Below are 24,453 nucleotides of genomic sequence, written 5' to 3'. Positions count from 1 at the left end.
TCTCACCACTTATTTTATAATCTCTAGAACAACTCCTGCCCCAACAGTCTTACCACCTTCTCTAATAGCGAACTTTAATCCTTTATCCATAGCAATTGGGGCAATCAATTCAACGGTAATCTCTGTATTATCGCCAGGCATCACCATTTCAACACCATCTTTTAAAGTAATGGTACCAGTTATATCTGTCGTTCTAAAATAGAACTGCGGCCTATAATTTCCAATAAACGGAGTATGACGCCCACCCTCATCTTTAGATAAAACATATATCTCAGCTTTAAAATGAGTATGAGGAGTAATACTACCAGGCTTAGCTAATACTTGCCCTCTTTCTATTTCTTCTTTATCAACACCACGCAATAAAATACCAGCATTATCACCTGCCATACCTTCATCAAGCTGCTTTCTAAACATCTCGATACCAGTACAAACAGTCTTCTTAACAGGCTTTAAACCAACTATCTCAAGCTCTTCACCTAGTTTTACTTTCCCCTGCTCGATCCTACCAGTTGCGACAGTACCTCTACCTGAAATAGAGAATACATCTTCAACAGACATCAAGAATGGTTTATCCACTGCACGCTCAGGAGTAGGAATATGGCTATCAACTGCATCCATCAACTGCTTCAATGCTTCAGCTCCAAGCTGTGGATTACTTCCTTGAAGTGCACATAAAGCAGAGCCCTTAATTACAGGAATCTTATCACCATCAAAACCATACTTACTAAGCAATTCTCTAACTTCCATCTCCACAAGATCTACAAGCTCTGGATCATCCACCATATCTACTTTATTGAGAAACACAACTATAGCAGGAACTCCAACTTGCTTAGCAAGCAGAATGTGCTCTCTTGTTTGAGGCATTGGACCATCTGCTGCACTAACAACTAAGATTGCTCCATCCATTTGCGCAGCACCAGTTATCATATTTTTTACATAATCAGCGTGTCCTGGACAGTCCACATGCCCATAGTGCCTATTATTAGTTTCATACTCAACATGCGCTGTATTAATTGTGATCCCCCTTGCTCTCTCTTCAGGAGCTTTATCTATCTCATCATATGCAACAGCACTCTTACCATAGATAGCTGTCAAAGCTGCAGTCAAACTCGTTTTACCATGATCAACGTGTCCTATAGTTCCCACATTGACATGCGGCTTATCGCGCAAAAATTTCTCTGCCATAAAATCTCCAAATTAATAATAAAACATATCTCTTTATTTATTCTTTGCAATAATTTCATCTGCAACGAACTGAGGTACTTGCTCATAATGTAGGAATTGCATGCTATACTGAGCTCTACCTTGAGTCATAGAACGCAAAGTATTCACATACCCAAACATCTTAGCCAGAGGCACTTTGGCATTTACAACTTGTGCATTACCACGTTGCTCCATACCAGAAATTTGACCACGAATACTATTCAGATGCCCTATAACATCCCCCATAAACTCTTCCGGGGTTACCACTTCAATCTTCATTATAGGTTCTAGCAGCTTAGGACCTGCACGCATTACACCTTCTTTGAAGGCAGCTTTAGCAGCTATCTCAAATGCAAGAGCACTGGAATCAACATCATGATAAGCACCATCCAATAACGTGGCTTTAAAATCAATCATAGGATATCCAGCTAAAACACCAGTCTTGCTAATAGCATCTATCCCTTTATTAACAGCGGGGATATACTCTCTAGGGATATTCCCGCCAGCAACCTTATTTTCAAATTGATATCCCGTCCCCTGCTCAACAGGTTCAAATAATATTTTTACCCTAGCATATTGCCCTGCACCACCAGTCTGCTTCTTATGAGTATAATCAACTTCATAACTAGATGTGATAGTTTCACGATAAGCAACCTGAGGCGCTCCAACATTTGATGCAACTTTGAATTCACGCTTCATCCTATCAACTATAATCTCCAGATGCAATTCTCCCATCCCAGCAAGAACAGTCTGATTTGTTTCAGGATCAATCTTCATTCTCAAAGAAGGATCTTCCGCAGCTAGCCTAGAGATCGCTATCCCCATTTTTTCTTGATCTGCAGTAGTCTTTGGCTCAATCGCAATCTCTATCACAGGCTCTGGAAATTCCATTTTTTCCAAAATAATATCATATCCATCTTCGCACAGAGTGTCTCCAGTTGTAGTATTCTTAAGACCTGCAAGCGCTACTATATCTCCAGCATGAGCTTCTTTCACATCCTCTCTATTGTTAGCATGCATAAGTAACATTCTGCCAACACGCTCACGCGCACCACTACGAGTAGTATTAACAACAGCAGTTCCAGACTTGAGCACACCACTGTAAATTCTAATAAATGTCAAAGACCCAACGAAAGGATCGTTCATAATCTTAAAAGCAAGCGCAGACATCTTTTCACTATCATCCGCCTTCACCAACACTTCTTGCTCAGTCTTATTATCTATTCCCTTAATTGACGCGACATCAACTGGGCTAGGCAAATAATAAACCACCGCATCCAAGAGAGGCTGCACTCCTTTATTTTTAAAAGCAGAACCACAAAAAATCGGCACTAGCTTACTAGCAACAACTCCAGCTCTAATACAGCGTCTTAAATCTTTAATTGAAACTTCTTCTCCGCTCAGATATGACTCCATCAATTTATCGTCAAACTCAACAGCAGCCTCTATTAACTTCGCTCTATATTCCTCAGCCTTCTCTTTTAAATCTTCAGGGATTTCTTCATAGCTATACTTTGCACCTAAATCATCACCCTTCCAGACAACAGCCTTCATCTTACAAAGATCGATCACACCTACAAATGCGTCTTCCGAACCTATAGGAAGCTGCATAACAACAGCATTAGCACCAAGCCTATCCACTATCATATCTACACATCTGTAGAAATCAGCACCTGTTCTATCCATTTTATTGACAAAACAAAGCCTAGGGACACTATATTTATCAGCTTGTCTCCAAACCGTTTCAGATTGCGGCTCAACACCAGCAACACCATCAAACACTGCGACCGCACCATCCAATACCCTAAGAGATCTCTCAACCTCAATAGTAAAATCAACGTGACCAGGAGTATCTATAATGTTAATCTTGTAACTCTTCTTTGGCTCATCTTCATCAGACCAAAAACATGTAGTAGCAGCAGAAGTAATTGTAATGCCGCGCTCCTGCTCCTGCTCCATCCAGTCCATTGTCGCTGCACCATCGTGCACCTCACCAATCTTGTGAGATCTACCGGTATAAAATAAAACACGCTCAGTAGTAGTAGTCTTACCAGCATCAATATGGGCCATTATACCTATATTACGATAATCTCCAATTCTAGTAGCTCTGCCAGACATAAACACCCAATTACCACCTATAATGCGTAAAAGCTCTATTCCCTTCAGCCGTCTTATGGACGTCCTCTCTCTTCTTCACAGCTGCACCGCGCTCATTACAAGCATCAACTAATTCAGCAGCCAACTTTCTAATCATAGTTCTCTCAGCCTTTCTAGAGTGTGCAGCACGCACAATCCACCTCAAAGCAAGAGCCAGCCTTCTCTCTGGACGCACTTCAGTAGGAACTTGATAAGTAGCACCACCAACTCTTCTGGAACGAACCTCTATCAATGGAGTAACATTAGCAACAGCCTTCTCTAAAACATCAGCAGGACTAATACCTAATTTTTCAGAAGCACCTTCCATAGCGTTATACGCAATCCGCTCAGCTACGCTTTTCTTACCAGCAAGCATTATAACATTGATTAGCTTTGCCACCACAAGATGACCATACTTAGCATCTGGCAACAAACGCTCCCTCTTAGCTGCTCTACGACGTGACATAAATAAAAAATTCCAAAATATTCAATTACTTAGGCTTTTTAGAGCCATACTTAGAACGCCCCTGCTTACGCCCGTTTACACCGTGTGTATCCAAAGCACCACGTACCACATGGTACCTAACACCCGGAAGATCTTTCACTCTACCACCTTCTGCAAGCACAACAGAGTGATCCTGAAGATTATGCCCTTCGCCACCTATATAGCATGTCACCTCATATCCATTTGTCAACTTAACCCTAGCAACCTTACGCATCGCTGAATTTGGCTTCTTTGGAGTAGTAGTGTACACACGCACACAAACCCCCCTCTTTTGAGGACATCTCTCAAGAGCAGGAACGTTGCAACCAACCGGCTTACGTTTCCTAGGCCTCGCTATCAACTGATTAATTGTTGGCATAAAGCCCCCACTTCTTACTTCTCATACCGCAATCACACATATTCACAAGCGCTAATCAATATAAAACAAAATAAACATCCACAATCCATGGACATCAGTTGAGTGATAATACCTGAAAACCCTCAAACTGGTCAAGGCTTTTTTAGCATGAACCAACCATATACCACTTTAAGAAACAATCAAAGCAGTACACAATAGAGAACACTACTCAAACTAACTCTCCATAGATTGGAAAAGCAGTACATATCTCTATGACCTTCTCAGCCAAAGCATCCTTAAAGCCTTGATCTAACTTTCCAAATCTCAATCTATCCATTACATCGGCTATCATAGCGCCTATAATTCTAAGCTCACTAGCCCCCATCCCACGAGTAGTCACAGCAGGAGTCCCCAGTCTCACACCAGAAGTAACCCACGGCTTTTCTTCATCAAATGGCACACTATTTTTATTGCATATTAAACCAAGCTCACAAAGCGCCCTTTCAAGAGCAACACCAGTGATACCATATCCTCTCAAATCTAGCAACATTAAATGATTATCAGTACCACCACTAACTAAAGAATACCCTCGTTCTATTAGAACAGAAGACAGAACACTAGCATTCTCAACAACACGCTTTATATATACTCTATACTGCTCACTTAAAGCTTCTTTAAAAGCTACAGCTTTAGCAGCTATCACATGCATTAATGGCCCTCCCTGCAAACCAGGAAAGACCGCAGAATTTATACGACTTGCAATGTCAGGGTCGCTCATCAAAATCAATCCACCTCTCGGCCCACGAAGCGTTTTATGAGTTGTTGAAGTAATCACGTGCGCATGCCCAACTGGAGTTGGATGAACGCCACATGCAACAAGCCCAGCAATATGGGCCATATCAACCATTAGATATGCACCAACACCATCTGCAATTTCTCTAAATTTTGCAAAATCTATCTCACGAGAATACGCAGAATAACCGGCTATAATCAACTTCGGTTTATGAGCATGAGCAAGTGCATCAATTTGATCATAGTCCAAAAGGCCAGTCTCTTTTGAAACACCATAATGAAGTACATTAAACCACTTCCCAGACTGATTCACTGAAGAGCCATGTGTAAGGTGCCCGCCACAATTCAAAGAAAGACTCAAAACCACGTCATATGGCCTTAAAAGAGCCATAAAAGCCGCTTGATTAGCTTGAGACCCAGAGTGCGGCTGCACATTAGCAAACTCAACACCAAAAAGCGCTTTTGCTCTTTCTATAGCCAGATTTTCGACAACATCAACATACTCACAGCCGGCATAATACCTTTTGCCAGGATATCCTTCGGCATATTTATTTGTCAAAACAGACCCTTGCGCAGCTAAAACCGCAGGACTAACAATATTTTCTGAGGCAATCAATTCAATTTCATAGCGCTGCCTATTTAGCTCTTTAGAAATAGCGGTAGCAACCTCAATATCAAAATCTTGCAATATCTCTTTCAAGTCAGCAACTCACCATTTAACAAAATCATTTCACAAAAACCTCCTAACACCCAAAAGCAGCTACGCTCTACTAAAAAGCAAGCATAAAAGCTTATACAAAGAAGCTTGGAGTTCATATGGTACCCGCGGCCGGACTTGAACCGGCAAGAGATTGCTCTCCACGGATTTTAAGTCCGTTATGTCTACCATTCCATCACGCGGGCATGAAAAATTCACACCTGAGGTATTATCAGAAAATGCACAAAGATTGCAATCATTTTTTCACATTTTTCACAAAATAAAATTTGAAAATTATTGCAAGTCAATCAGCTAAGGCAATAGATTCGAAAGAAACAAGAGCCTATTCAATACTAGGGACAGTCGGCTCAACATGCAGAGTACTATCTTTCTCAGCTTCTTTTTCTATATCTGAGATAATGGCACTAGCAGCACTAGAATCTCGCATGATTCCTCTAGCAAGTAGTAGGCTATTCATCATAAATGCAATTGCTAGAATTATCGTCACCTTTTTCAGCAAACCACTAGATGACCTACTAGAAAAAACGCTTGGACCAGCTGAAGAAAGCCCAGAAATAGTATCATTTCCCGTTTTTTGCAGTAGCACCACAAAAATCAACAACAACGTGATAATAACCTGAAAAATACACAGAAGATCTACAATCATTTCACCCTTCGAATTTTCACACTTTTATTTATGGAAAAACAAAGACAACTTATAACGCTTTATACTCATCTTTGCAAGCACAACACTTGCAAACCAATATATTTAAACAAAACGTAAACATATATCCTCTCTCAGGTATAGCAAAAGTAATATGACAAAATAACGTGCTATACTACAAACCTTCTTTAGCTTAGTTTATCTAGTCTGCCCATCAAAAATTAGCCTAAAGACGGGACCACCCTGGGCTTATACGCATCTGGTCGGAATATAACACAAACTTAGTAAATAGAGGTAACATTTATTTTTTATTCGAAAAGCAATAGATCATCCAATCAAATATTATGGCAAAGGATATCGTAATAATATAAAAACGGTAAAACGCCACCTGGATTAAAGTTTGCTTACTATAACCTTGGTTTAGCAACATTTAAAGATTTTAATGAGTCGATTAAGTATATGAAAAAGCATAAAGATAAAAAAGAAGGATTAAAGCTTTGGAAGCGAAGTACTGGCTATCATAGACGTTCAAGAATAAAAGCATATTTTGTCAGCTTTAAGCGAACTTTTGGTAGATATTTTGCTGCTAAATATGATATCACAAGACAAATTGAGATGATTATTAAGGTCAATACTCTAAATCTTTTAAGAAAAGACTTTATACTTCGCTCTTCTAAAGTAACTTCAGACTAGACGATTTATACTACGCGCCTTTATAAAATATAATAGCACAGCTGCTTTTGCAACAAAGCCGGGCCGCACCTAAAAGCTAATTTTTGTATATACTTCGTATCAAAAGTCCGAAATACCAACTCTTCATTTATCAAAGGTATACATTGCATGAAGGAAGTGAGAGTAAGAGATCTGTTTGTTGCGATTTTAAAACGCGATGTAAAACTTATGTTTAGTAACAGACAACAAGTTACTCATACTTTGTTATTTTTTGTTATATCAATTACTATACTACGTATTGCAAATGAACAAAGTGTTATCAGCATCTCTTCTGCTCTAGGTTTTTCTGCTATAATGCTTTTATTTAGTCTTATACTCATTAATCAAAATCTATTAAATGATGAATATAAAAATGATTTTATTTCTCAGTATATATTAACAGGAGTTGGGCTTGAAATAGTGATTATCGCTAAATGGCTTGCATATATGATAACTATAATTGTTCCAGTTATGCTTGCTGTTCCAATTGGAGTTTACATGCTATGTAATGAGATAATGAATTTTGAGCTTTTCTGCGCTGTATCCGTCTTTTCAGCAAATTCCAGTTTAATTTTGCTTTGTACCGCGTCTTTACTGCCAGATTATAAAAAATTCTTGATCCTTGTCATTGCTACACTACCATTTCATATCCCAAATATAGTTTTTTTGCTGCTAATATGCCAAAATTATCAATATATATGGGCTTCCGCGTCATTATTTTTATTTTATTTCCCTGTATGCATAATATTATCAAATTTATCAACAAAATTTATTGTGCGTCTATCGCAATAGTGATACACTAACACTCCTGGTGGTATATTAACTTATAACATGAGGTAAATAATGGATATACAATATAAACCTTCACCCAATTTTGGTGATCGCAAACCGCAAGATGCAGATGTTAACATACTTGTTTTACATCATACAGCAATGAATTCTTTTAATTCTGCTGTGGACTGGCTTTGTAATAAAGAAGCTGGAGTTAGCGCACATTACGTAATAGGAAAAGATGGGGAAATTGCAAAACTAGTTGATGAAGATAAAAGAGCATGGCATGCTGGTCGTGGTAGCTGGAGTGACAATAATGATGTTAATAGTTATTCAATAGGTATAGAGCTTGATAACAATGGCTTTGAACCTTTCTCAGCTAAGCTGATGAAGTCTTTAATAGAGCTTTCTAAGGATATAATGGCACGCCATAATATTCCACAGTATAATGTTATAGCTCATGCTGATATGGCGCCAGCTAGGAAGGAAGATCCAAATCCTTACTTTCCGTGGAAAGAGTTAAAAGAGAATGGTGTTGGGCTATTTCCGGAAGTGCAAAAGTCTGAGCGTGTTCTTTTTGAGCCGTGGTCTAAAGGGTTTCTACCAGTTCAGACGAAGCTGAATAATTATGGGCATGATATACCTAAAAATGATGTTTTTGATAGAGACAGCCAAATTGTTGTTACCGCATTCAAGCGACACTTTGATTCTGATGCTTGTACTTTATTAAAGAATGAAGACAATAAACCGTATTGGAAGGTTGATTTGAGTTGGACAGAGTATGATGATAACATGTTAAATGCACTATATGATTTAAAGCAGCAAGCGCTAGATAATCATACTCATGAACTTTATTTTTGATTTTAATGCCTCGGTGAGTATTTGTCTTGCCGAGTAGTTTTATTATTAAACAGCATCTGTCATACTTTTCAGTCCATCCGCAAAAAGTCTAAATCAGCGCCATTACCCATCTACTCATCACTCATGGATGGAATTTTTATAGCTGAATTTTTGAATGGTCTGTATAAAATAGGCATTATACGGCTTGCCCACTCTTGAAAAAGTACTCAAGCGCTTTTCATAATAGCATATTCAAAAATGTGAATGTGATGCTTGCTGCAAAAATCCGTAAGGTTTTTGCACTTATTATAACATTTTCTTACGGATTTAAAACACCATTTTGACACTCTAAACAAGGCAGGAACATATTACGCAAAGGTAAATATGAGAGTTTTCACATAAAGATAGATAAGAGCTGTTCTTGATATTGTTTGAATATTTGTGTAATAGTAAGAGCGCACCAAAGCTTGATGGATCCGTATACCATTGACTCTTTTTTAGAAACGATTTTAGTGCGCCGTGTCATTCGGCCTAAATGATGTCGCGTGTTGCTATTATCTCTCTCGATAACATACTGTGCCAGACTTTCCAATTGTATGACGCTCTTTGGGTAAAATTTTAGAAAAAGCATCCCAATCATCCGTATAAAAATGACATTCTTTCAGATGACTCACTTTGTTGTAGAGCTTTTGGAATGTTGCAGTATCACGATTGCCTGTAACCCAGGCAACTGTTCTCCTTGTACTACGATCAACTGCCTTAATGATCCAAAGCTTGTTTTTTTTGAACCAATAAAATGCCACATCTCGTCGAATTCCATCTCCATAATATCCGAAGAGACAACTGGCTCCTGAGTCTTGCCCATCGCCTCTACTACCCAGCGATAAATTATGGACGGCGAATGACCTAATATCTTGCCTAACATAGAAAAAGAGCCATTACTAAGACTATATAGCATAACGCATAATGCTTTCTTAACAGCTGTTTGAGGCTTCTTGCCCAGATCGCCCTCAACAAAATTTAGAACATGATCTGCACTTATAACGCTGTACACCCCTCACAATGCCATTCTTTACAAAGATATCAGAACCACATCCCTTACAACAAACCATAAAACCACTCTTTAGTTTTTAAAAAAGTGATCATATCATACTTCTATCTAATTGTGAAAACTCTCGTAAATTTTAAAAATCCATAAGGTTTTTGGCAATTTTACCATTTTTTCTGCTGGGTTTTTATGTGGTATAGTTGCTCGTAACCATGTAACTAATATCTTGCTAAAGTCTTCAGGAATTTTATATGTGAAAAATAGTATTATAACCCTCTACCTTTTCCTCTGAATCCAGTTTCTTTTAGCATCTCAACAAAGCTTTGCCTATGTGATTCTAGATTCTCAAGCTCATCTTTTGTAAACATTCCAGCATTTTTCGCTCCTTCATATTGTAGCGCAACTTCAAAACCTCTAGTTTGCACGTTATTTATGAAATTTTCTAGAGCAGTTTCTCCAGCTAACTGGTGAGGATTCGTAATTTTGTAGATTTCGTATATAATTAGCCGTATCACTTGTTTTTTCCTTTCCTCAGATAGTTCTTCTTCCTGTTCGAGTTCCTTTTCATTTTCTCTTTTCTTTTTTACAGCTCGCATACTAATTCCAAGGATCTGCATAACTATGCGTAGTATGTTACTATCGATGTTTGGATTCTCCATATTCATCACTAGATAATCAAACAATGCTGAGAGCGTTGGTATTGAAGCATTCCATTCTTCTTTGCTAAGCTTGCCTCCAGCTGCAATTTTATCATTAATCTGACGAAGTAATTTTAAGGCAACAGAGAGAGAATGAGCATCCATACTTAGACCTCGCTAAATATAATATGACAAAAATTAACACAATTTAAATAAGGATAATCCAGATTTCTAGGAGGTGCTATGGCTCTGTTCATTAAGTCATTATACAGACTCTTTTGGCCTAATTTTCAAGTATTCTTCGTTAGTTTCTTTACAAGTATGTAAAAGCATCAGGCATAGAAATTAACTAGTGCTCTAAAAAATCTTCACACAAGCATTTTGCCAGCAGCGCAATATATAAAATCTCCTTCAAGAAACAGTAAGAATTATACTTGTTAAAATAGTTAAGCAACTTAACTTTGAGTATACGTATCATCGTTATACTTCAACAATTAGAGTTATCAAAGTCTTTATGTATTTTTGTTTATACATGCACATGCACTTCTCCTAGCTCTCTTTGAAGGCTAACTTCGTATTTATAATTCAATACCAACTCTTCATTTATCATAGGCATATCACATACTTATTATACTAATATATTGCAAAATCATTTACTAAGTCCAGCATTCAAAATTGTTTTTGAAAAAGCAGTCTAGCTTATGGAAATTTAGATAAGCAATCTGAACATGTGACTATACAGTATTTCTTGCTACTTGTAAGACATAACAGTACAAAGCATAGACAGCATTTTTTATATAAAATATGTGAGGAGAATAATTTTGTTTCACTTCACAATAAATCCTGCAGTATGGAAGCGCTGAGTATACATATAAAAAATTGCATATCGTCATACTTTGCAAAATTGGCACCTTTAAAATGATCACTTATGTATTTTGTATATAGCGGTTGCCGGCAAAGTATTACTTATTAATTTTTTCGTAAATATATATATGTAATATTTGATTTAGAAATTAACTGGTACTCTAAAAAAATCATGTCATTCAAATCCTCGCGCGCACACTGATGAAGGTAGTGCTATAGTCAAGGAAATTGGAGATATTATATATTTCAAGCAAAATCTATGATGTACTAGAAGGCGTAGAAATCGTGGATTAAGGAACTAAATTTTAGCTTTAAACTTAAAAGCAATATTAGTCTATAACATATTTAACCTTTCTTACTATATAATAAATATACTTGAGTTGCTGATTAGTAATACAAGTATATAGTGGATTTTTTGTAATACAAAGAGGAGTGTATATGCTATTTTGTCACTTTAGTAGCAGCTACAATATATTTGTTCTTACAAAAATGGTTGAATTTTGTATTTCGAAAATTGAAGCACGCAGCTCTGGACTCACCTTTCGAAATATTGAGACAAGTTGCCAATTATAAAATAATTGGCAACTTGCGTTAAATACTAACCCTTTATTTTACCTGCGGTATATAACCTGCAACAGCAAAGAATAACACGCTCTACAGCAAAAAGTGCATTTTACTTATAAAAAAGTCTCTCACTTTTTTAATAAAAGAAAACTAATTTAGTGCTAAGTTTTGCACTATATTTATTATACTTTTCTTCAGCTCTTTCTGCTTTATAGAATCGAATGCATCTTGTAATTCTGCAAAGTCTGAGTTATGAGATTTATACTGAGATCCATTCTAATGCAAAGCAGCTCCGCTTGGAACGTTTAGCAATCTACTGTTATCATATTCTTCTAGACCACTAAAGAAATACTTGATATCAGTTTTCAAAAACTTCGCAAAGTCATGTAGCTTGCTACAGCTGATTCTATTTAGACCCTTTTCATATTTTTGAATTTGTTGAAAAGTAAGATCAACAGCATTAGCCAAAGTTTCCTGGCTAACGCCTAAATCTTGTCTTTTTTTACGTAGTCTCATGCCAACATATATATCGACTGGATGTGCTGATGTAGCCTTCTTTTTACTCATAAAATTAAATTCCCCAAAAAAACCTTCCCTTGGTTTGACTCACATGATATAGCATAAGTGACTAAGATACTGACAAAAGTTAGGAATTAAGATATAAAAAGTGAGTATGAAATAAAAAGCATAAAATTATGGCAAGAGCATATCCAATAGAACTTAGGGTAAGAGTAATAGAAGCATTAGAAAATGGTGCAAGAATCACTAAAGTGAGTAAACTATTTAGAGTGAGTCGTGATACTATCTATAAGTGGAAAATTCTGCAAGATAAGCACGGTTCTTTGAAAGCAGCAAGTGGTTATCAAAAAGGTCACAGTCATAAGATCAAAAATCTAGAAGATTTTAAAGAATTTTTTGAATTAAATATTGCTATGACATCAAAAGAACTAGCAAAGAAGTGGTGTAATATATCACCTACAACGATCTTACAGGCGATAAAAAAACTTGGTTATAGCTATAAAAAAAACTCATCTTCATCCGAAAAGAGATATTCCGTTAAGACATGAATTTATTGAAAAGATAAAAACCATCACAAGAGATAAAATAGTATATCTTGATGAATCTGGAATAGAAGATAATGCTTGTAAAGGATATGGTTGTAGTATTTTAGGAGAAAGGTGCTATGGGGAAAAGGTGTATCAACATAAAACTAGAATAAGTATGATAGCTGGTCTTTGTAATTGTAATCTTATTGCTCCCGTAATATTTGAGGGTAATTGCAATAAAGAGGTCTTTGAAGCTTATATTAGGGAGATGTTAATTAAAGAATTAAAACCTGGACAAACTGTTGTTATGGATAACATTAACTTCCATAAGAATCCTAAAGTGAAAGAGTTAATTGAATCTGTGGGTTGTTACATATTATTTTTACCAACTTACTCTCCTGATTTAAATCCTATAGAGCATTACTGGTTTAAGATAAAAAATGAAATTAGAAAAACTATAGATTTATTTGATACTCTTTATGATGCTGTTTTTAATACAATTAAATTGTCAGCACCTTAGTCACTTATGCTATACTTAACAAAAAAGAAAAATGCACGAACAATTATTCATAATATTGTAATAAGATATTAACATAATATTCATTTATATATGTGCATTTTCTATATAGGCGATATAAGCTAAGATGGAGAGCTATTTAAAGCATTGAGCAATTATACGCAGCCAGCTTCCATGTAAGAAATTTGACCGTAGTATGAAAAGCTGCAAATACGCTCTCGAATTTTATTAGTATATGTATGTACTTGTAATACTTCGCAAAATTTGTGCTTTACAAAATGCTCTTGATGTATTGTGTTTTTGTATACACATGCACCTGCATTCTTCCTAGCTCTTTTTGAAGTCTCACTTCGTATATACATAATCAAATATTAACTCTTAATTTTTCAAAGGTATCTTCAGGTTTCTTACTACTTTTTGCATTCTTTAGTTATATTTCGCCTATACTGCTTTCTTTTTAGTAAAAACAATCAGCAATAATATATATTATTGCATATTATACAATGACTTATATTTAATAAGCTTCTTATACACTCTAATCTTCAGTACCAGGAGGCAAGTACACATAATAAAGATAAAAGATATTGTGATTATTATTAGCAAACTGTTTTTATCATAAAAAGTTTTTTGTTCAACTATAGGTAAGTACAAATCAATGGAACATTTTGTGTTTAAATCACTTTGTAGTATAGGTATACCATATGAATCTATGACTCCAGATATACCATTATTTGCAACACGTAAAAGTGTTGAGCCTCGCTCTATAGCACGTATTTTTGTCATTGAAAAGTGTTGAATCGGTCCTAAGGTCTCTCCAAACCAAAAATCATTGGTAATATTTAACAAAAATATTAAATTTTCTGGATTTTGCCTGAAAAATAAAGTGCTAAAAATTCCTTCATAGCAAATTAGCGGCAAGATATAGCCAAAGCCAGATAATTCCAGAGGTTTTGGCGATGAATTGCTGCTAAATGAAATAGAGCCATATGTTATTTTATCTAAAAATATGAAGAGATTTTGGAGTGGAATATATTCTCCAAATGGCACAAGTATGCTTTTATCGTAGAAACCCATTATAACTCCTTCATTATCAATTACAACCATAGAGTTAAATACTTGCAGTTTGTTATTTTGATCTTTTGTGAATCTATCTGTGCCTGTGATTAGAAATCCATTTTTTGGTACGACATCAGATAAGGCTTGGAATATCTCATGATTTACTCCAGTGAAGCCAAATGGAAAGGCTGATTCTGGCCAAATTATTAAGTCTAAATCATATTCGCTTTTCCTTTTAGATAATTCTACGAGAGTTCTTAAAGCCGCAAGTCCGCGTTGTTTGTCTCCATTATACAGTTCATGAATATTGGGCTGCACCATCCTTACATAGATTCCTTTTTTCATATCTGATTGATTTAAAGAGCGTTCTATGATTTCTGGTTCGTTATTATATTCTGTTATTTTTTTCTTCTCGTCTTCTGTCAAGCATACTTGTTTTCCATAGATTGGATCCAGGTTCATCTCCCTCCCTCTTTCTTGCAGCCTGAATTCTCCATATATATAAGCAAAGATCATTATTGATGAAAAAATTGCTATGGTTGCTATGTTTCTTGTATAAAATGCGAAACCAAAGCAAGATATAATGAAGCTAAGGCCATATATACCAACGACTGAAGCAAGCTGCATAATTTTATTAGAAGCATTACTTGTATATCCTATTAAATTCCATGGGAAATCAAAAGCATAGCTTCGAAATAGTTCAATCAGCGTCCAAGAGCTTCCAAAAAATAAAACGCACGTTAGTGAGAATATAACTTTTTTGCTGTATGTAAGATTTTCCTGCTGCTTTGTGTCAATTAGAAAAATCTTAATAAATGGATGCCATATTATAGGTAAAATACTAATAATGCAGGATAATCCAGCTGGAATTCCAAATAGTGCAAATGGTATAAGCCAGAGAAATTTGTCAGGCTCAACAAGAAGTGAGTTTGATATCCAGTATAGACTTGTAGAAAAATGCCCAAATCCAAAACAAAATCCAATCATGAATCTTTCTTTTATGCTGGATGTTTTGCATGTGATAAATAGAAGTGACGATAAGCAGATCGGTACAAATATAAAAAGATCAAAAGGTGGTAATGCTAAAGAAAAGAAGAAACCTAGAAATATAGATGATATATAGCTGTATAACGCAATATTTTTTACATTATACTTCTTCGGAAACTTTATGCCAGTAGCCAATTGCTTTGTTGATCCTGTGTTCAGATGCTCATGTACTTCGTGTGCAACTTGAGCTCCTCGCTCTCCGTATGCTCCTTGCACTTGTCTCATTGGAATAAGTTTCAGAAGAAATCTATTGGAAATAAAACGGTGAAAAAATTTGAAACCTGTTTCTTTAAAGAATAGTTTGAGAAGGAGTGAATTTTGTCTTTTCATTTTGTCTTAACAAATTGCATAGTTAACGAAGCTATGAGTTCTTTTATCATCTCAATATTTTCTATATGATTTTCTTTTCGTACAAACTCCACAAAAAGAGAATTATCAGGTCTTAATTTACAATCATTGCGTAGTGTAATAAAACTCATAATCCTCTCATGATCAATTAAATCCTTATCATGAAACTTTAAAAGCATCCCCTTCTTTCCAAGGTCAAGCTGTGCGATATTTGCATCTTTTAGATATTGCTTTAGCTCTACGACTTTAAAGAGATTTAATGTTTCTTGCGGGACTTTGCCAAATCTATCAGTCATTTCAGATATCAACGATTCTATCTCTTGATGATTTGCTAAATTTGATATCCTGCGGTATAAAGAAAGCCTGAGAGAATCATCAGCTATATATGAAATTGGAATTTGTATTGCGATATCAAGGTTAATTACAGGGCTCCATTCCTCTTTAATATTAGTATTTTCTGGATCGGACTTTAGAGCTTCTATGGCTTCTGCTAGCATCGTTTGATATAATTCGATTCCTACCTCTTTGATATGTCCAGACTGTTCCTGGCCAAGTAAGTTTCCAGATCCTCGGATATCCATATCATAACTTGCGAGATTCATGCCAGATCCAAGCTCACTTAGTGATTGCATTATTGATAATCTTTTCTCTGCCATATCAGTAATTTTGCCGCCTTTTTGTATAGTAAGATATGCAAACGCTGGGATGTTGCTTCTACCGACTCTTCCTCTTATTTGATAGAGCTGCGCAAGTCCAAACATATCTGCGCGATCTATAATTAGGGTATTTGCAGAAGTGATATCAAGTCCAGATTCTATGATAGAAGTACTTAGCAATATATCATATTTACCGTCATAAAAATCATTCATTATATCATCCAGTGCCTTTGCATTCATCTTGCCATTTGCAATCGCAATCTTCATATCAGGCACAAGTTTTGATAACTGCAGTGCTATTTTGTCTAGATAAGCAATTCTAGGAGTGATGTAAAATACTCTGCCATTTCTTGCTTTTTCGTTAAGAAGAGCAGTTTTAATTGTTATTTCATCGTATGGAATGACAAATGTCTTAACTGCTTGTCTTTCTACTGGTGGAGTTGCTATAATACTAAGTTCTTTAATTCCAACAATAGACATTTGTAGGGTTCTTGGTATAGGTGTCGCAGAAAGCGTTAAAATATGTGCATTCTTTTTGAGTTGCTTAAGTTTTTCCTTTTGCTCTACCCCAAAATGCTGTTCTTCATCTATTATTACAAGCCCTAAATTTTTGAATGCTAGATCTTTTGCAAGCAGTGCATGAGTGCCTATCACTATATCAACTTCTCCATTCTTGATAGATTCTTTAATCTTCTTTGCTTCACTGTTTTTTGTAAATTTTGAGAGTTGTGCTATTGATACGTGCCATCCTTCAAATCTTTTTTTGAAAGTTGACATGTGTTGTCTTGATAAAAGCGTTGTTGGAACGACTACTGCAACTTGTACATTGTTTGTCCCCAAGACTGCAGCAGCTGCAGCTCTTAGTGCAACCTCAGTTTTCCCAAATCCAACGTCTCCGCAGATTAATCTATCCATTGGAGTATCGGATACTATATCGTTTAGTGTATCCTCAATAGCACGCTTTTGATCATTGGTTTCGGTGTGAGGAAACCCTAAGCAGAACTTTTCATATATTTGGCTATCTATATTGAGAGGTGTTGCTGTAGATTCATTTCTAAGCGCAGCTGTTTTTATTAATACTTCCGCTGCAAGTTTGATTCGCTCTCTGAGTCTTGCTTTGCGCATTTGCCAACTAGCAGCGCCGAGCTTATCGAGTTGTATATTTGATTCAGTTTGCCCATATTTACTAAGCAGTTCAAAATTTTCTACCGGAAGGTAAAGCTTATCGTCATTGAAGTATGATATCTCAAGAAAATCGTGTATAACATGATTAATTTCAAGCTCTTTTAACCCTTTAAATATACCAAGGCCGTATTCTGAATGTACAACAGGTTCTCCTACTTGTAGCTGACTTAATTCTTGTATAATACGTTTTGCATCTTTTTTTTGTTTATTCTTTCTATAATGTTGATTGGATGGAAATATTGCATGAGCTGCTATGACCAATATCAGATTCTTGTCTAATTGATATGTGAAGTTTTCATCCACATGCATTTTTATGATGCCAACTTTTTTTCCAAGCAATGAAATTTCATCAATGTTGCAAATCTCTAAAACTTCAGTGCCATAATGCAGAAATTCTCCCTTTATTCTTTCTATGCTGGTTATATTGGAACTTGCTATTAAAACGCATGAATAGGGATTCTCTTGTACAAAGCTATTGATGTACTCTGCATATTTCTCAACGCGTGTCTTATTTTCCGGGTTTGCATATGCAAGATGCACTTGTACAGCAGTGATATCTGTGTTTTCACTGCGCGCGCTTGGATTCTTGGTAAATAATACCGTCTTATTCTCCAAATTTTCTAACTTCTCTTTCAGCTCTGTTTCCATCAAAAAAAGCTTAGACGGAACAATTGGTCTGTATATTAGTTCCTGTGGTGGAGTTGCTATTCTAAAATTGTAATTTTCAACTATCTTATTATAAAGATGCTCTATTTTAGAAAGTATGTTGTTATCAAAAATACAGAGATATTGTTTTGGCATGTATTCAAGCAGACTTTCTGCTTCTGTATAAAACAGAGGTAGCCAATTCTCTATCCCGTATTCCCTTACTTTAGAAATAGTTGAGTTATGTGATGGGTTGCTGCCCATTCCGAAGTATTTCTCATACTCCTTTTGAAATGTAGAGATGTTATTGTTATTAAAAACAATCTCACTCATAGGTAATATAGTTATTTTGTCTACTTTTTTATTACTCAGCTGCGAAGCTGGGTCAAATAATTTTATACCTGATATGGAGTTTCCGAAGAAATCTATCCTATATCCATGGCCAGTTTCATCAGATACTATGTCAATTATGCTGCCTCTCGATGCAAATTGACCGGAATACATTGCAGTATCTGATCTAATGTATCCAGCTTCTGCAAGATACTCTGTTGTAAACTTGACGGATTTTGATGAGTCTTTGGTAGAAAGCTCAAGTACGTTATCTATAAGTGACTCTCTTGGCGGGAGTTTTTGTAGTAAATTATTGATCGTAGCAATGACTATGAATTCTGAGTTTGGTTCTTGCTGCAATATATCCCAAAGAGCACGTATTTTTAGATGTGCGTCGATAGGATTTGGTGAAATTGGTTCATAAGGATAAAAGCCTGCGTCCGGTATCCTGATTATTTTTGAGCAATCTATAAAGCATGCAAGGCTTTCTTCGATAGATGATGCCATTTCATCTTTTTCTACTATGTACAATATACGTTTGTGCTTCTTATATAGCTGAAATAATACAAATGGTTCAGCGCCAGTTATCATATTCGATTTGATATCTTGCCTATCTTGTGAAATCAAAAAATCCTGCATTTTTAGTAACTCATTTAACTCTTCGGTCATACCGATTGTGTATATAGAAAAAGTCTAAACACTAATAACGATAAAATCATTTGTATGCAAGTTAATAAAATCCTAGTTGAGTGTGTCTTTTAAATCTGTCATATAAGTTACTGATGCTTAGAACTTTGTGTTTTGGCATAGAGCTTTGATTTGAAATTTTCATCATAATAAAAATCGCATAATTTTTTGTGTCTTGAAATGTTTTAAGTTAATTTGGATGCAGCAAATTTACTAAAAATATAAAGTTATACTGATGTAGTCATTACGTCATAATTCTAAAAGGACATGTGTATCATCTGCAAGCAAATGATGGTACACCGAAAGTCCTGCAGAAACAGTGACAAAATTGCCAAAAACCTTATGGATTTTGACGGACAGACTATGTGGTTATGTGATATATTACAACATAAATTCTATAATGTTCCTAATATGAGGAGATCAACCTACAGAAAATTAATAGTCATTAGTGCTTTGTCGATGGTGTGTATAGCAGTATTCATAATATTGAAAGTATTTGATGATAACATAGTGTTTTTTCTATCACCATCTGAAGTATATGCGGAAAAAAGTGGCTCAGATAAAGGCTTCAGAGTTGGTGGACTTGTGAAGAAAGATTGTGTTTCTTATCTCGATGATGGAGCCATCAAATTTGTTTTAACTGATAACTTAGCGGAAATTACTGTTATATACAATGGAGTCGTGCCGAGTCTTTTTAGAGAGGGAAGTGGAGCAGTCGTCTTTGGTAACATAGATTATTCGGATAATATATTTTATGCAACTGAATTGCTTGCAAAGCATGATGAAAATTATAAGCCAAAGTACAAAAAGAGTGAGTAGCTTTTTAATGAAATCAGCTTTTATATTGCCTTGACTAGATAGTCGCCTGTGTCATAACTCTAAGGCGCGCAGGATTTATACTGATTGCAAGCAATTATGATGCACCTAAAGTCCTGCAGAAAACATGGCAAAATTGCCAAAAATCTTATGGATTTTGCAGGTAGTGGCCGGCAAAGCCATTTGCGCGTACTTTCTTGGCTTGATTTCACATATTATTTCATTTATTTCTTCGCAAATATATAAAGTCTATACGCTAAAAATTGATTTTTAATACTCTTAAGAAGCGCCAATTTTTGAAATATAGCGAATATACATTAAGACTGTTCCATTACATCAAGATCTTTAGATAAAGAATCTTTATCAATACCAATAATTTTTGCCTGTTTATTATCGTTAATCGAATGCTTACTGCACTCTGCAATCTTCAACAAACGTTTAGCCAAGCTTTTGTCAGACTTCAAAATAGCATTCTTTGCTAGAGCCAAATTTGCCATGTATTCATTATCCAACTTGAAATAAGCAATGCTAAGTTGCTTGAATGCTTCAATATTTTTTGAATCTCGCACTACTATTTCACGGATGAAACTTAAAGCCTTACTTATTAAATGTTTATCACCAACTGCAAGCAACGCTACTGCGAGTTGAAGCCTTATACCATTTACAAATTTTGAGCTATCCTTCTGCAGTTTTAAAGCTTTCTTATAATATGAAACCGCAGATAAAAAATTACCATTCTTATATAAAACATCACCTTTTAATTCATTATAGTATGGTGATTTTGGATTGATGCGCATTAATTCATCAATTTGTGCTAATACCATTTTTGTATCGTCATGATTGTAATAATTGATTGCATTCGCATACTTTGTTGCTTCAGCGTTTTTTCCATTTATAACTTTATTACATGAGTTGTTATTTTGCTCAGCAAAACATTTTAGTTTCGCGTTCAGCAGCTCATAACGTCTTTGTAGATCTTTATAATCATAAACAGGTTGCTGCTTTTTAGGCGTAATAAAACTTTGCAGGGCATTAATCCTACTAACAGAGCTTGGATGCGTTGCCAAGTACTGCCCTTCATTTGAATACAAATCACCATCATTACTCGCAGCAATTTTTTTAAGTAAATCAATCATTGGCTGCATGCTGACTCCAAGCTTTGCAAGATATTTTGCAGAAGCTCTGTCTGCCGCATATTCCTGCGTTCTGGAATAACTAAGAAGCAACCTATGTTGGACATTATATTGTCCCAAAATAATTCCAGCAGTTACTTCAGGACTATTGGCTGCAGCACCTGCAAGTATAGCCGCTATACTAGTTAGAGTCATATTTTGTACGGCTGCTATTAAATTATCGCTCATTTTTAGAAAATGTCCTTCAGCAATATGACCAGCTTCATGTGCTATTACACCTATCAACGCGCTCACATCATCAAGCTCACTTATTAGACCAGTATGTAAAAATAGTTTTTTATTATTTGTAACAAAAGCATTTAACGTAGTATCTTGTACTATATATACCTGTATTTCACTACTATTTAATCCTGCAGTATCAAATATTGGCTTTGCAATATCATATATAAATGATTCTATTTCATCATCTCTTATTATAATCATTGAAAATGCAATATTTGAACTCAAAAGGTAAAGCAGTAAAGAGAGAGCTGCTGCGAGCAAATGTTTTATACATGTCATTGAATTAGTATCTCTCTAATAAATGAAGAGTTGATATAGAAATATACGATATCTTTCTCTATCCTAAACTAGTCGCCTGCGTCATAACTATAAGAAGTTAGAGGATTTATGTTGATTGCAAGTATCAGAATTAATACTATACGAAAAATAGCACATAAATCAAATATCCACCCTTCCTCATTATTTAAATTCAATATATGCAATCCACTACTTTGCAAGAAATATTCTTTACTGGTTTTGTGAAATGCTTACTAAAAAGCAACTGAACAATAGCGTTTAAAAACCTCAGATTCACAAATACCATCAAGAAACTGCCAAAGCAACTTTGCACCCTTTACAGCACCCTTATAAGCCACTTCTCGCGAAGACGGATCCAAAGCTTCAATAAGCTGAACGCACTCTTGTGAATGCCACTCATCGGCCTCTATATGCACATAGAAAAATTTCAACCCAGCATCACTAGATGAGAAGTTATAAAATTTACAAAGACCATCAATTTTTGATTGCGCAATCTCAGGAATCTGCCTCTCATATGCAAAAAGGGCTCCTATACCTGCCGCAACAGAGCTTTTGCATATATTAAAAAAACCATCAATCAACTCTTTAGTTTTCGCATAAGGAACACTGCTTTCAATCATGCTATCAGAAACCCCAAGACTTCTTGCAAATCTTTTCCAAAGCTCAGGATGATTTTCATCTCCACTTTCCTCTTCAACCAGATTACCTAGCAGAACCTGTCTAATTTTGATATCGTAACACCTAGAATGAATAGTACTTAAGTATCTCGGAAAAGCATCAACATTATGGAAATATTGACATGCGTAATCAGCTAATATTTCCTTGTTTAATATACCATCATTCCAAGCTTGGTAAAACGGATGCTTTAGCAAACTTAAACTTTCAAGTTCCTTAATTAACTCATTTATCATTATCAATGCCTCCATAAATCTTTACCAAATTTTTTATGAAAAATTCAAACTGCTATGAAATCCTGTATATAGCTATTTTGAACTTTTTCTATATCTGCTATATTGCCATGCCAAATAATTTGACCATCTTTTATTACAGCAACTTTATCAGATATATTTCGCATACAAAACATATCATGTGTAATTATAACAGTTGTTGCGTGTAGATGTCTTGCTAAATCCTTAATCAACTTAGTAATTGATCTTGCGGTAATTGGGTCAAGACCTGATGTTGGTTCATCAAAGAATATTATTTCTGGCTCAGTTGCAATCGCTCTTGCAAGAGCGACTCTCTTTTGCATTCCGCCAGAAAGCTCAGATGGATATAAATCTATTATGTTACTATTCAATTCCACCATTGTAAGCTTGTCTACAGCAATCTTTCTTGCTTCATCCTTGCTAAATTTTCCTACTCTCAGTAAACCAAAGGCAACATTTTGCCATATTGGCAAACTATCAAACAAAGCTCCATTTTGAAATAACATACCAAATTTTTTAGCAAAACTGGTACGTTGTGATATATGTTTATATGTTACAATTTCATGATCTATTGTAACGGAGCTTCCATCATCAGGGATAAAAAGGCCCGCTATACATCTCAGCAACACAGATTTACCACTTCCTGAGCCTCCAATGACTGCAAGCGACTCTTCATATCTAATATCAAGATCTATATCTTTTAGAACATGATTAGCTCCAAATGTCTTATTCAAGCCTTTGACTTCTATTTTGACTCTTGAATGCATATAATAATTTAAGCTGAATACCCCACATTAAATATGGACAATAAAATATAGATTTTACCCATATTAATCACTTTACTTAACATACTTTAATAGATAGAACAAATTTTATAATTAAACAACGCAAATTTAATCAATGAATTAGATTGCAATTTTCAGTTAATACTCATCTTAGAATAATAATCCAGTAATTATGTAATTTGCTAATAAAATCATTATAGAAGATAGCACTACAGCAGATGTTGTAGCACTTCCAACTCCTTGAGCTCCACCTTTTGAGAAATATCCACAAAAACACCCAATCAATGAAACTATGAACCCAAAGACACAAGCCTTAATTACCCCAGAAAAAATGTCACTAAACTCAAGTATATTAACAGTATTTATTAAATACATCTCGGGTGAGAAACCTAATTTATATGCTGCGATCAAATACCCACCAAAAACCCCTATTATATCTGCAACCAAAACCAAAATTGGAAGCATTAATACTCCAGCCAAGACCCTCGGTACCACTAAATATTTCATTGGATCAGTACTAAGAGTATAAAGCGCATCTATTTGCTCTGTTACACGCATAGTTCCTATTTCAGCTGCAATCGCTGCCGAAATTCTACCAGCCAACATCAATCCTGCAAGCACAGGACCAAGCTCTCTAGTAATTGAAAGTGCAACGACCGAAGCAACAGCACTTGAAGCATTTATTCTAGCAAAACCAGTGTAACTCTGCAAAGCCAGTACAGCACCTGTAAAAAGTGCAGTCAGCCCAACAACTGGCAATGAATAATACCCGATTTCTACCATCTGTCTTAAAAAAGCTCTAAGATGGAATGGTGGCTTCATAACAGAATATAAAACCCCTGCAGTAAAGATTGCTACTCTACCACATGCCGCAGATAATATGGAACAAAGAAATCCAATCATTTGCAGAAAATTAGGTCTCAT

22 protein-coding genes and 1 tRNA gene are annotated in these 24,453 nt (G+C 35.5%); 5 read left to right on the top strand and 18 right to left on the bottom strand.

What is annotated here, in order from left to right; translation table 11 throughout:
- Window positions 1–9: 9 nt before the first annotated feature.
- From tuf to secG, 7 genes are all read right to left on the bottom strand, one after another.
- Window positions 10–1,185 (bottom strand): elongation factor Tu, encoded by a 1,176-nt coding sequence (gene tuf, locus AACK98_RS02405; protein ID WP_339042023.1) that lies wholly within the window; start codon window positions 1,183–1,185, stop codon window positions 10–12.
- A gap of 33 nt (window positions 1,186–1,218) precedes the next feature.
- A complete protein-coding gene (fusA, locus tag AACK98_RS02400) occupies window positions 1,219–3,321 on the bottom strand; it encodes an elongation factor G (RefSeq protein WP_339042021.1) in 2,103 nt (700 codons plus the stop codon).
- A 10-nt stretch (window positions 3,322–3,331) separates the two neighbouring features.
- Window positions 3,332–3,805, bottom strand: coding sequence for a 30S ribosomal protein S7 (rpsG, locus tag AACK98_RS02395; protein WP_339042019.1), 474 nt, complete (start codon window positions 3,803–3,805; stop codon window positions 3,332–3,334).
- Window positions 3,806–3,830: 25 nt separating this feature from the next.
- The gene (rpsL, locus tag AACK98_RS02390) at window positions 3,831–4,202 is read right to left on the bottom strand and encodes a 30S ribosomal protein S12 (protein ID WP_339042015.1); all 372 of its coding nucleotides are present in this window, start codon (window positions 4,200–4,202) and stop codon (window positions 3,831–3,833) included.
- Window positions 4,203–4,410: 208 nt separating this feature from the next.
- Window positions 4,411–5,673 carry a serine hydroxymethyltransferase gene (glyA, locus tag AACK98_RS02385; protein WP_339042013.1) on the bottom strand — a complete coding sequence of 421 codons (1,263 nt, stop codon included), beginning with the start codon at window positions 5,671–5,673 and terminating at the stop codon, window positions 4,411–4,413.
- A gap of 117 nt (window positions 5,674–5,790) precedes the next feature.
- Window positions 5,791–5,876 (bottom strand) — tRNA-Leu (locus AACK98_RS02380).
- A gap of 137 nt (window positions 5,877–6,013) precedes the next feature.
- Window positions 6,014–6,337 (bottom strand): preprotein translocase subunit SecG, encoded by a 324-nt coding sequence (gene secG, locus AACK98_RS02375; RefSeq protein WP_339042011.1) that lies wholly within the window; start codon window positions 6,335–6,337, stop codon window positions 6,014–6,016.
- Between the two features lie 456 nt (window positions 6,338–6,793).
- On the opposite strand from secG, the gene AACK98_RS02370 reads away from it, so the two are divergent.
- The 3 genes from AACK98_RS02370 to AACK98_RS02360 all read left to right on the top strand — a co-directional run bounded on the left by AACK98_RS02370 (window position 6,794) and on the right by AACK98_RS02360 (window position 8,677).
- Entirely contained in the window at window positions 6,794–7,027 is a 234-nt protein-coding gene (locus AACK98_RS02370; protein ID WP_339042009.1) for a hypothetical protein, read from the top strand.
- A 147-nt stretch (window positions 7,028–7,174) separates the two neighbouring features.
- A complete protein-coding gene (locus AACK98_RS02365) occupies window positions 7,175–7,837 on the top strand; it encodes a heme exporter protein CcmB (RefSeq protein WP_339042007.1) in 663 nt (220 codons plus the stop codon).
- Window positions 7,838–7,888: 51 nt separating this feature from the next.
- Window positions 7,889–8,677 (top strand): N-acetylmuramoyl-L-alanine amidase, encoded by a 789-nt coding sequence (locus AACK98_RS02360; protein WP_339042005.1) that lies wholly within the window; start codon window positions 7,889–7,891, stop codon window positions 8,675–8,677.
- A 373-nt stretch (window positions 8,678–9,050) separates the two neighbouring features.
- Here AACK98_RS02360 and AACK98_RS02355 read toward each other — a convergent pair whose 3' ends face one another.
- From AACK98_RS02355 to AACK98_RS02335, 5 genes are all read right to left on the bottom strand, one after another.
- The gene (locus tag AACK98_RS02355; RefSeq protein ID WP_339041184.1) at window positions 9,051–9,248 is read right to left on the bottom strand and encodes a hypothetical protein; all 198 of its coding nucleotides are present in this window, start codon (window positions 9,246–9,248) and stop codon (window positions 9,051–9,053) included.
- Window positions 9,211–9,420, bottom strand: a complete 210-nt coding sequence (locus AACK98_RS02350; RefSeq protein WP_339042538.1) for an IS1 family transposase — start codon at window positions 9,418–9,420, stop codon at window positions 9,211–9,213. The genes AACK98_RS02355 and AACK98_RS02350 overlap by 38 nt, the downstream gene beginning before the upstream one ends.
- Entirely contained in the window at window positions 9,327–9,710 is a 384-nt protein-coding gene (locus AACK98_RS02345) for a hypothetical protein (RefSeq protein WP_339042003.1), read from the bottom strand. Before AACK98_RS02345 ends, AACK98_RS02350 begins: the two co-directional genes overlap by 94 nt.
- 260 nt (window positions 9,711–9,970) lie before the next feature.
- The gene (locus AACK98_RS02340; RefSeq protein WP_339042001.1) at window positions 9,971–10,507 is read right to left on the bottom strand and encodes a DUF5394 family protein; all 537 of its coding nucleotides are present in this window, start codon (window positions 10,505–10,507) and stop codon (window positions 9,971–9,973) included.
- Window positions 10,508–12,046: 1,539 nt separating this feature from the next.
- Window positions 12,047–12,337: a helix-turn-helix transcriptional regulator gene (locus AACK98_RS02335; RefSeq protein ID WP_339041999.1), complete on the bottom strand. Its 291-nt coding sequence runs from the start codon at window positions 12,335–12,337 to the stop codon at window positions 12,047–12,049.
- Between the two features lie 128 nt (window positions 12,338–12,465).
- Here AACK98_RS02335 and AACK98_RS02330 point away from each other — a divergent pair.
- Window positions 12,466–13,336, top strand: a protein-coding gene (locus AACK98_RS02330) for an IS630 family transposase (protein WP_339040258.1) whose coding sequence is annotated in 2 segments (ribosomal slippage) — window positions 12,466–12,789 and window positions 12,791–13,336 — 870 coding nt in all. Because the reading frame shifts where the segments join, the coding sequence is not laid out codon by codon here.
- 483 nt (window positions 13,337–13,819) lie between these two features.
- Here AACK98_RS02330 and lnt read toward each other — a convergent pair.
- A complete protein-coding gene (gene lnt, locus AACK98_RS02325) occupies window positions 13,820–15,652 on the bottom strand; it encodes an apolipoprotein N-acyltransferase (RefSeq protein ID WP_339041997.1) in 1,833 nt (610 codons plus the stop codon).
- Window positions 15,653–15,762: 110 nt separating this feature from the next.
- A complete protein-coding gene (gene mfd / locus AACK98_RS02320) occupies window positions 15,763–19,191 on the bottom strand; it encodes a transcription-repair coupling factor (RefSeq protein ID WP_339041995.1) in 3,429 nt (1,142 codons plus the stop codon).
- 438 nt (window positions 19,192–19,629) lie between these two features.
- On the opposite strand from mfd, the gene ccmE reads away from it, so the two are divergent.
- The gene (ccmE, locus tag AACK98_RS02315; protein WP_339041994.1) at window positions 19,630–20,106 is read left to right on the top strand and encodes a cytochrome c maturation protein CcmE; all 477 of its coding nucleotides are present in this window, start codon (window positions 19,630–19,632) and stop codon (window positions 20,104–20,106) included.
- A 314-nt stretch (window positions 20,107–20,420) separates the two neighbouring features.
- Here the strand turns inward: ccmE and AACK98_RS02310 are convergent, their stop codons facing one another.
- The 4 genes from AACK98_RS02310 to AACK98_RS02295 all read right to left on the bottom strand — a co-directional run bounded on the left by AACK98_RS02310 (window position 20,421) and on the right by AACK98_RS02295 (window position 24,453).
- Entirely contained in the window at window positions 20,421–21,719 is a 1,299-nt protein-coding gene (locus tag AACK98_RS02310; RefSeq protein ID WP_339042536.1) for a M48 family metalloprotease, read from the bottom strand.
- Between the two features lie 329 nt (window positions 21,720–22,048).
- Window positions 22,049–22,732, bottom strand: a complete 684-nt coding sequence (locus tag AACK98_RS02305) for a CADD family putative folate metabolism protein (RefSeq protein WP_410520009.1) — start codon at window positions 22,730–22,732, stop codon at window positions 22,049–22,051.
- A gap of 38 nt (window positions 22,733–22,770) precedes the next feature.
- Complete coding sequence (locus AACK98_RS02300; protein ID WP_339041990.1) at window positions 22,771–23,511, bottom strand: ABC transporter ATP-binding protein; 741 nt, start codon at window positions 23,509–23,511, stop codon at window positions 22,771–22,773.
- Between the two features lie 168 nt (window positions 23,512–23,679).
- Window positions 23,680–24,453, bottom strand: a complete 774-nt coding sequence (locus tag AACK98_RS02295) for an MlaE family ABC transporter permease (protein WP_410519928.1) — start codon at window positions 24,451–24,453, stop codon at window positions 23,680–23,682.

It is taken from the genome of Candidatus Lariskella endosymbiont of Hedychridium roseum, from assembly GCF_964020185.1.
In the GTDB taxonomy this organism is placed as follows: Bacteria; Pseudomonadota; Alphaproteobacteria; order Rickettsiales; family Midichloriaceae; genus Lariskella.
This window is presented reverse-complemented; position numbering and strand designations above follow the sequence as displayed.

What these genes read in the sequence shown, in the direction of transcription:
- tuf (WP_339042023.1), bottom strand. Translation starts at nt 1,185, where the DNA reads ATGGCAGAGAAATTTTTGCGCGATAAGCCGCATGTCAATGTGGGAACT.
- fusA (WP_339042021.1), bottom strand. Translation starts at nt 3,321, where the DNA reads ATGTCTGGCAGAGCTACTAGAATTGGAGATTATCGTAATATAGGTATA.
- rpsG (WP_339042019.1), bottom strand. Translation starts at nt 3,805, where the DNA reads ATGTCACGTCGTAGAGCAGCTAAGAGGGAGCGTTTGTTGCCAGATGCT.
- rpsL (WP_339042015.1), bottom strand. Translation starts at nt 4,202, where the DNA reads ATGCCAACAATTAATCAGTTGATAGCGAGGCCTAGGAAACGTAAGCCG.
- secG (WP_339042011.1), bottom strand. Translation starts at nt 6,337, where the DNA reads ATGATTGTAGATCTTCTGTGTATTTTTCAGGTTATTATCACGTTGTTG.
- AACK98_RS02370 (WP_339042009.1), top strand. Translation starts at nt 6,794, where the DNA reads ATGAAAAAGCATAAAGATAAAAAAGAAGGATTAAAGCTTTGGAAGCGA.
- AACK98_RS02365 (WP_339042007.1), top strand. Translation starts at nt 7,175, where the DNA reads ATGAAGGAAGTGAGAGTAAGAGATCTGTTTGTTGCGATTTTAAAACGC.
- AACK98_RS02360 (WP_339042005.1), top strand. Translation starts at nt 7,889, where the DNA reads ATGGATATACAATATAAACCTTCACCCAATTTTGGTGATCGCAAACCG.
- AACK98_RS02340 (WP_339042001.1), bottom strand. Translation starts at nt 10,507, where the DNA reads ATGGATGCTCATTCTCTCTCTGTTGCCTTAAAATTACTTCGTCAGATT.
- AACK98_RS02335 (WP_339041999.1), bottom strand. Translation starts at nt 12,337, where the DNA reads ATGAGTAAAAAGAAGGCTACATCAGCACATCCAGTCGATATATATGTT.
- mfd (WP_339041995.1), bottom strand. Translation starts at nt 19,191, where the DNA reads ATGATAACTGGCGCTGAACCATTTGTATTATTTCAGCTATATAAGAAG.
- ccmE (WP_339041994.1), top strand. Translation starts at nt 19,630, where the DNA reads ATGGATTTTGACGGACAGACTATGTGGTTATGTGATATATTACAACAT.
- AACK98_RS02310 (WP_339042536.1), bottom strand. Translation starts at nt 21,719, where the DNA reads ATGATTATAATAAGAGATGATGAAATAGAATCATTTATATATGATATT.
- AACK98_RS02300 (WP_339041990.1), bottom strand. Translation starts at nt 23,511, where the DNA reads ATGCATTCAAGAGTCAAAATAGAAGTCAAAGGCTTGAATAAGACATTT.
- AACK98_RS02295 (WP_410519928.1), bottom strand. Translation starts at nt 24,453, where the DNA reads ATGAGACCTAATTTTCTGCAAATGATTGGATTTCTTTGTTCCATATTA.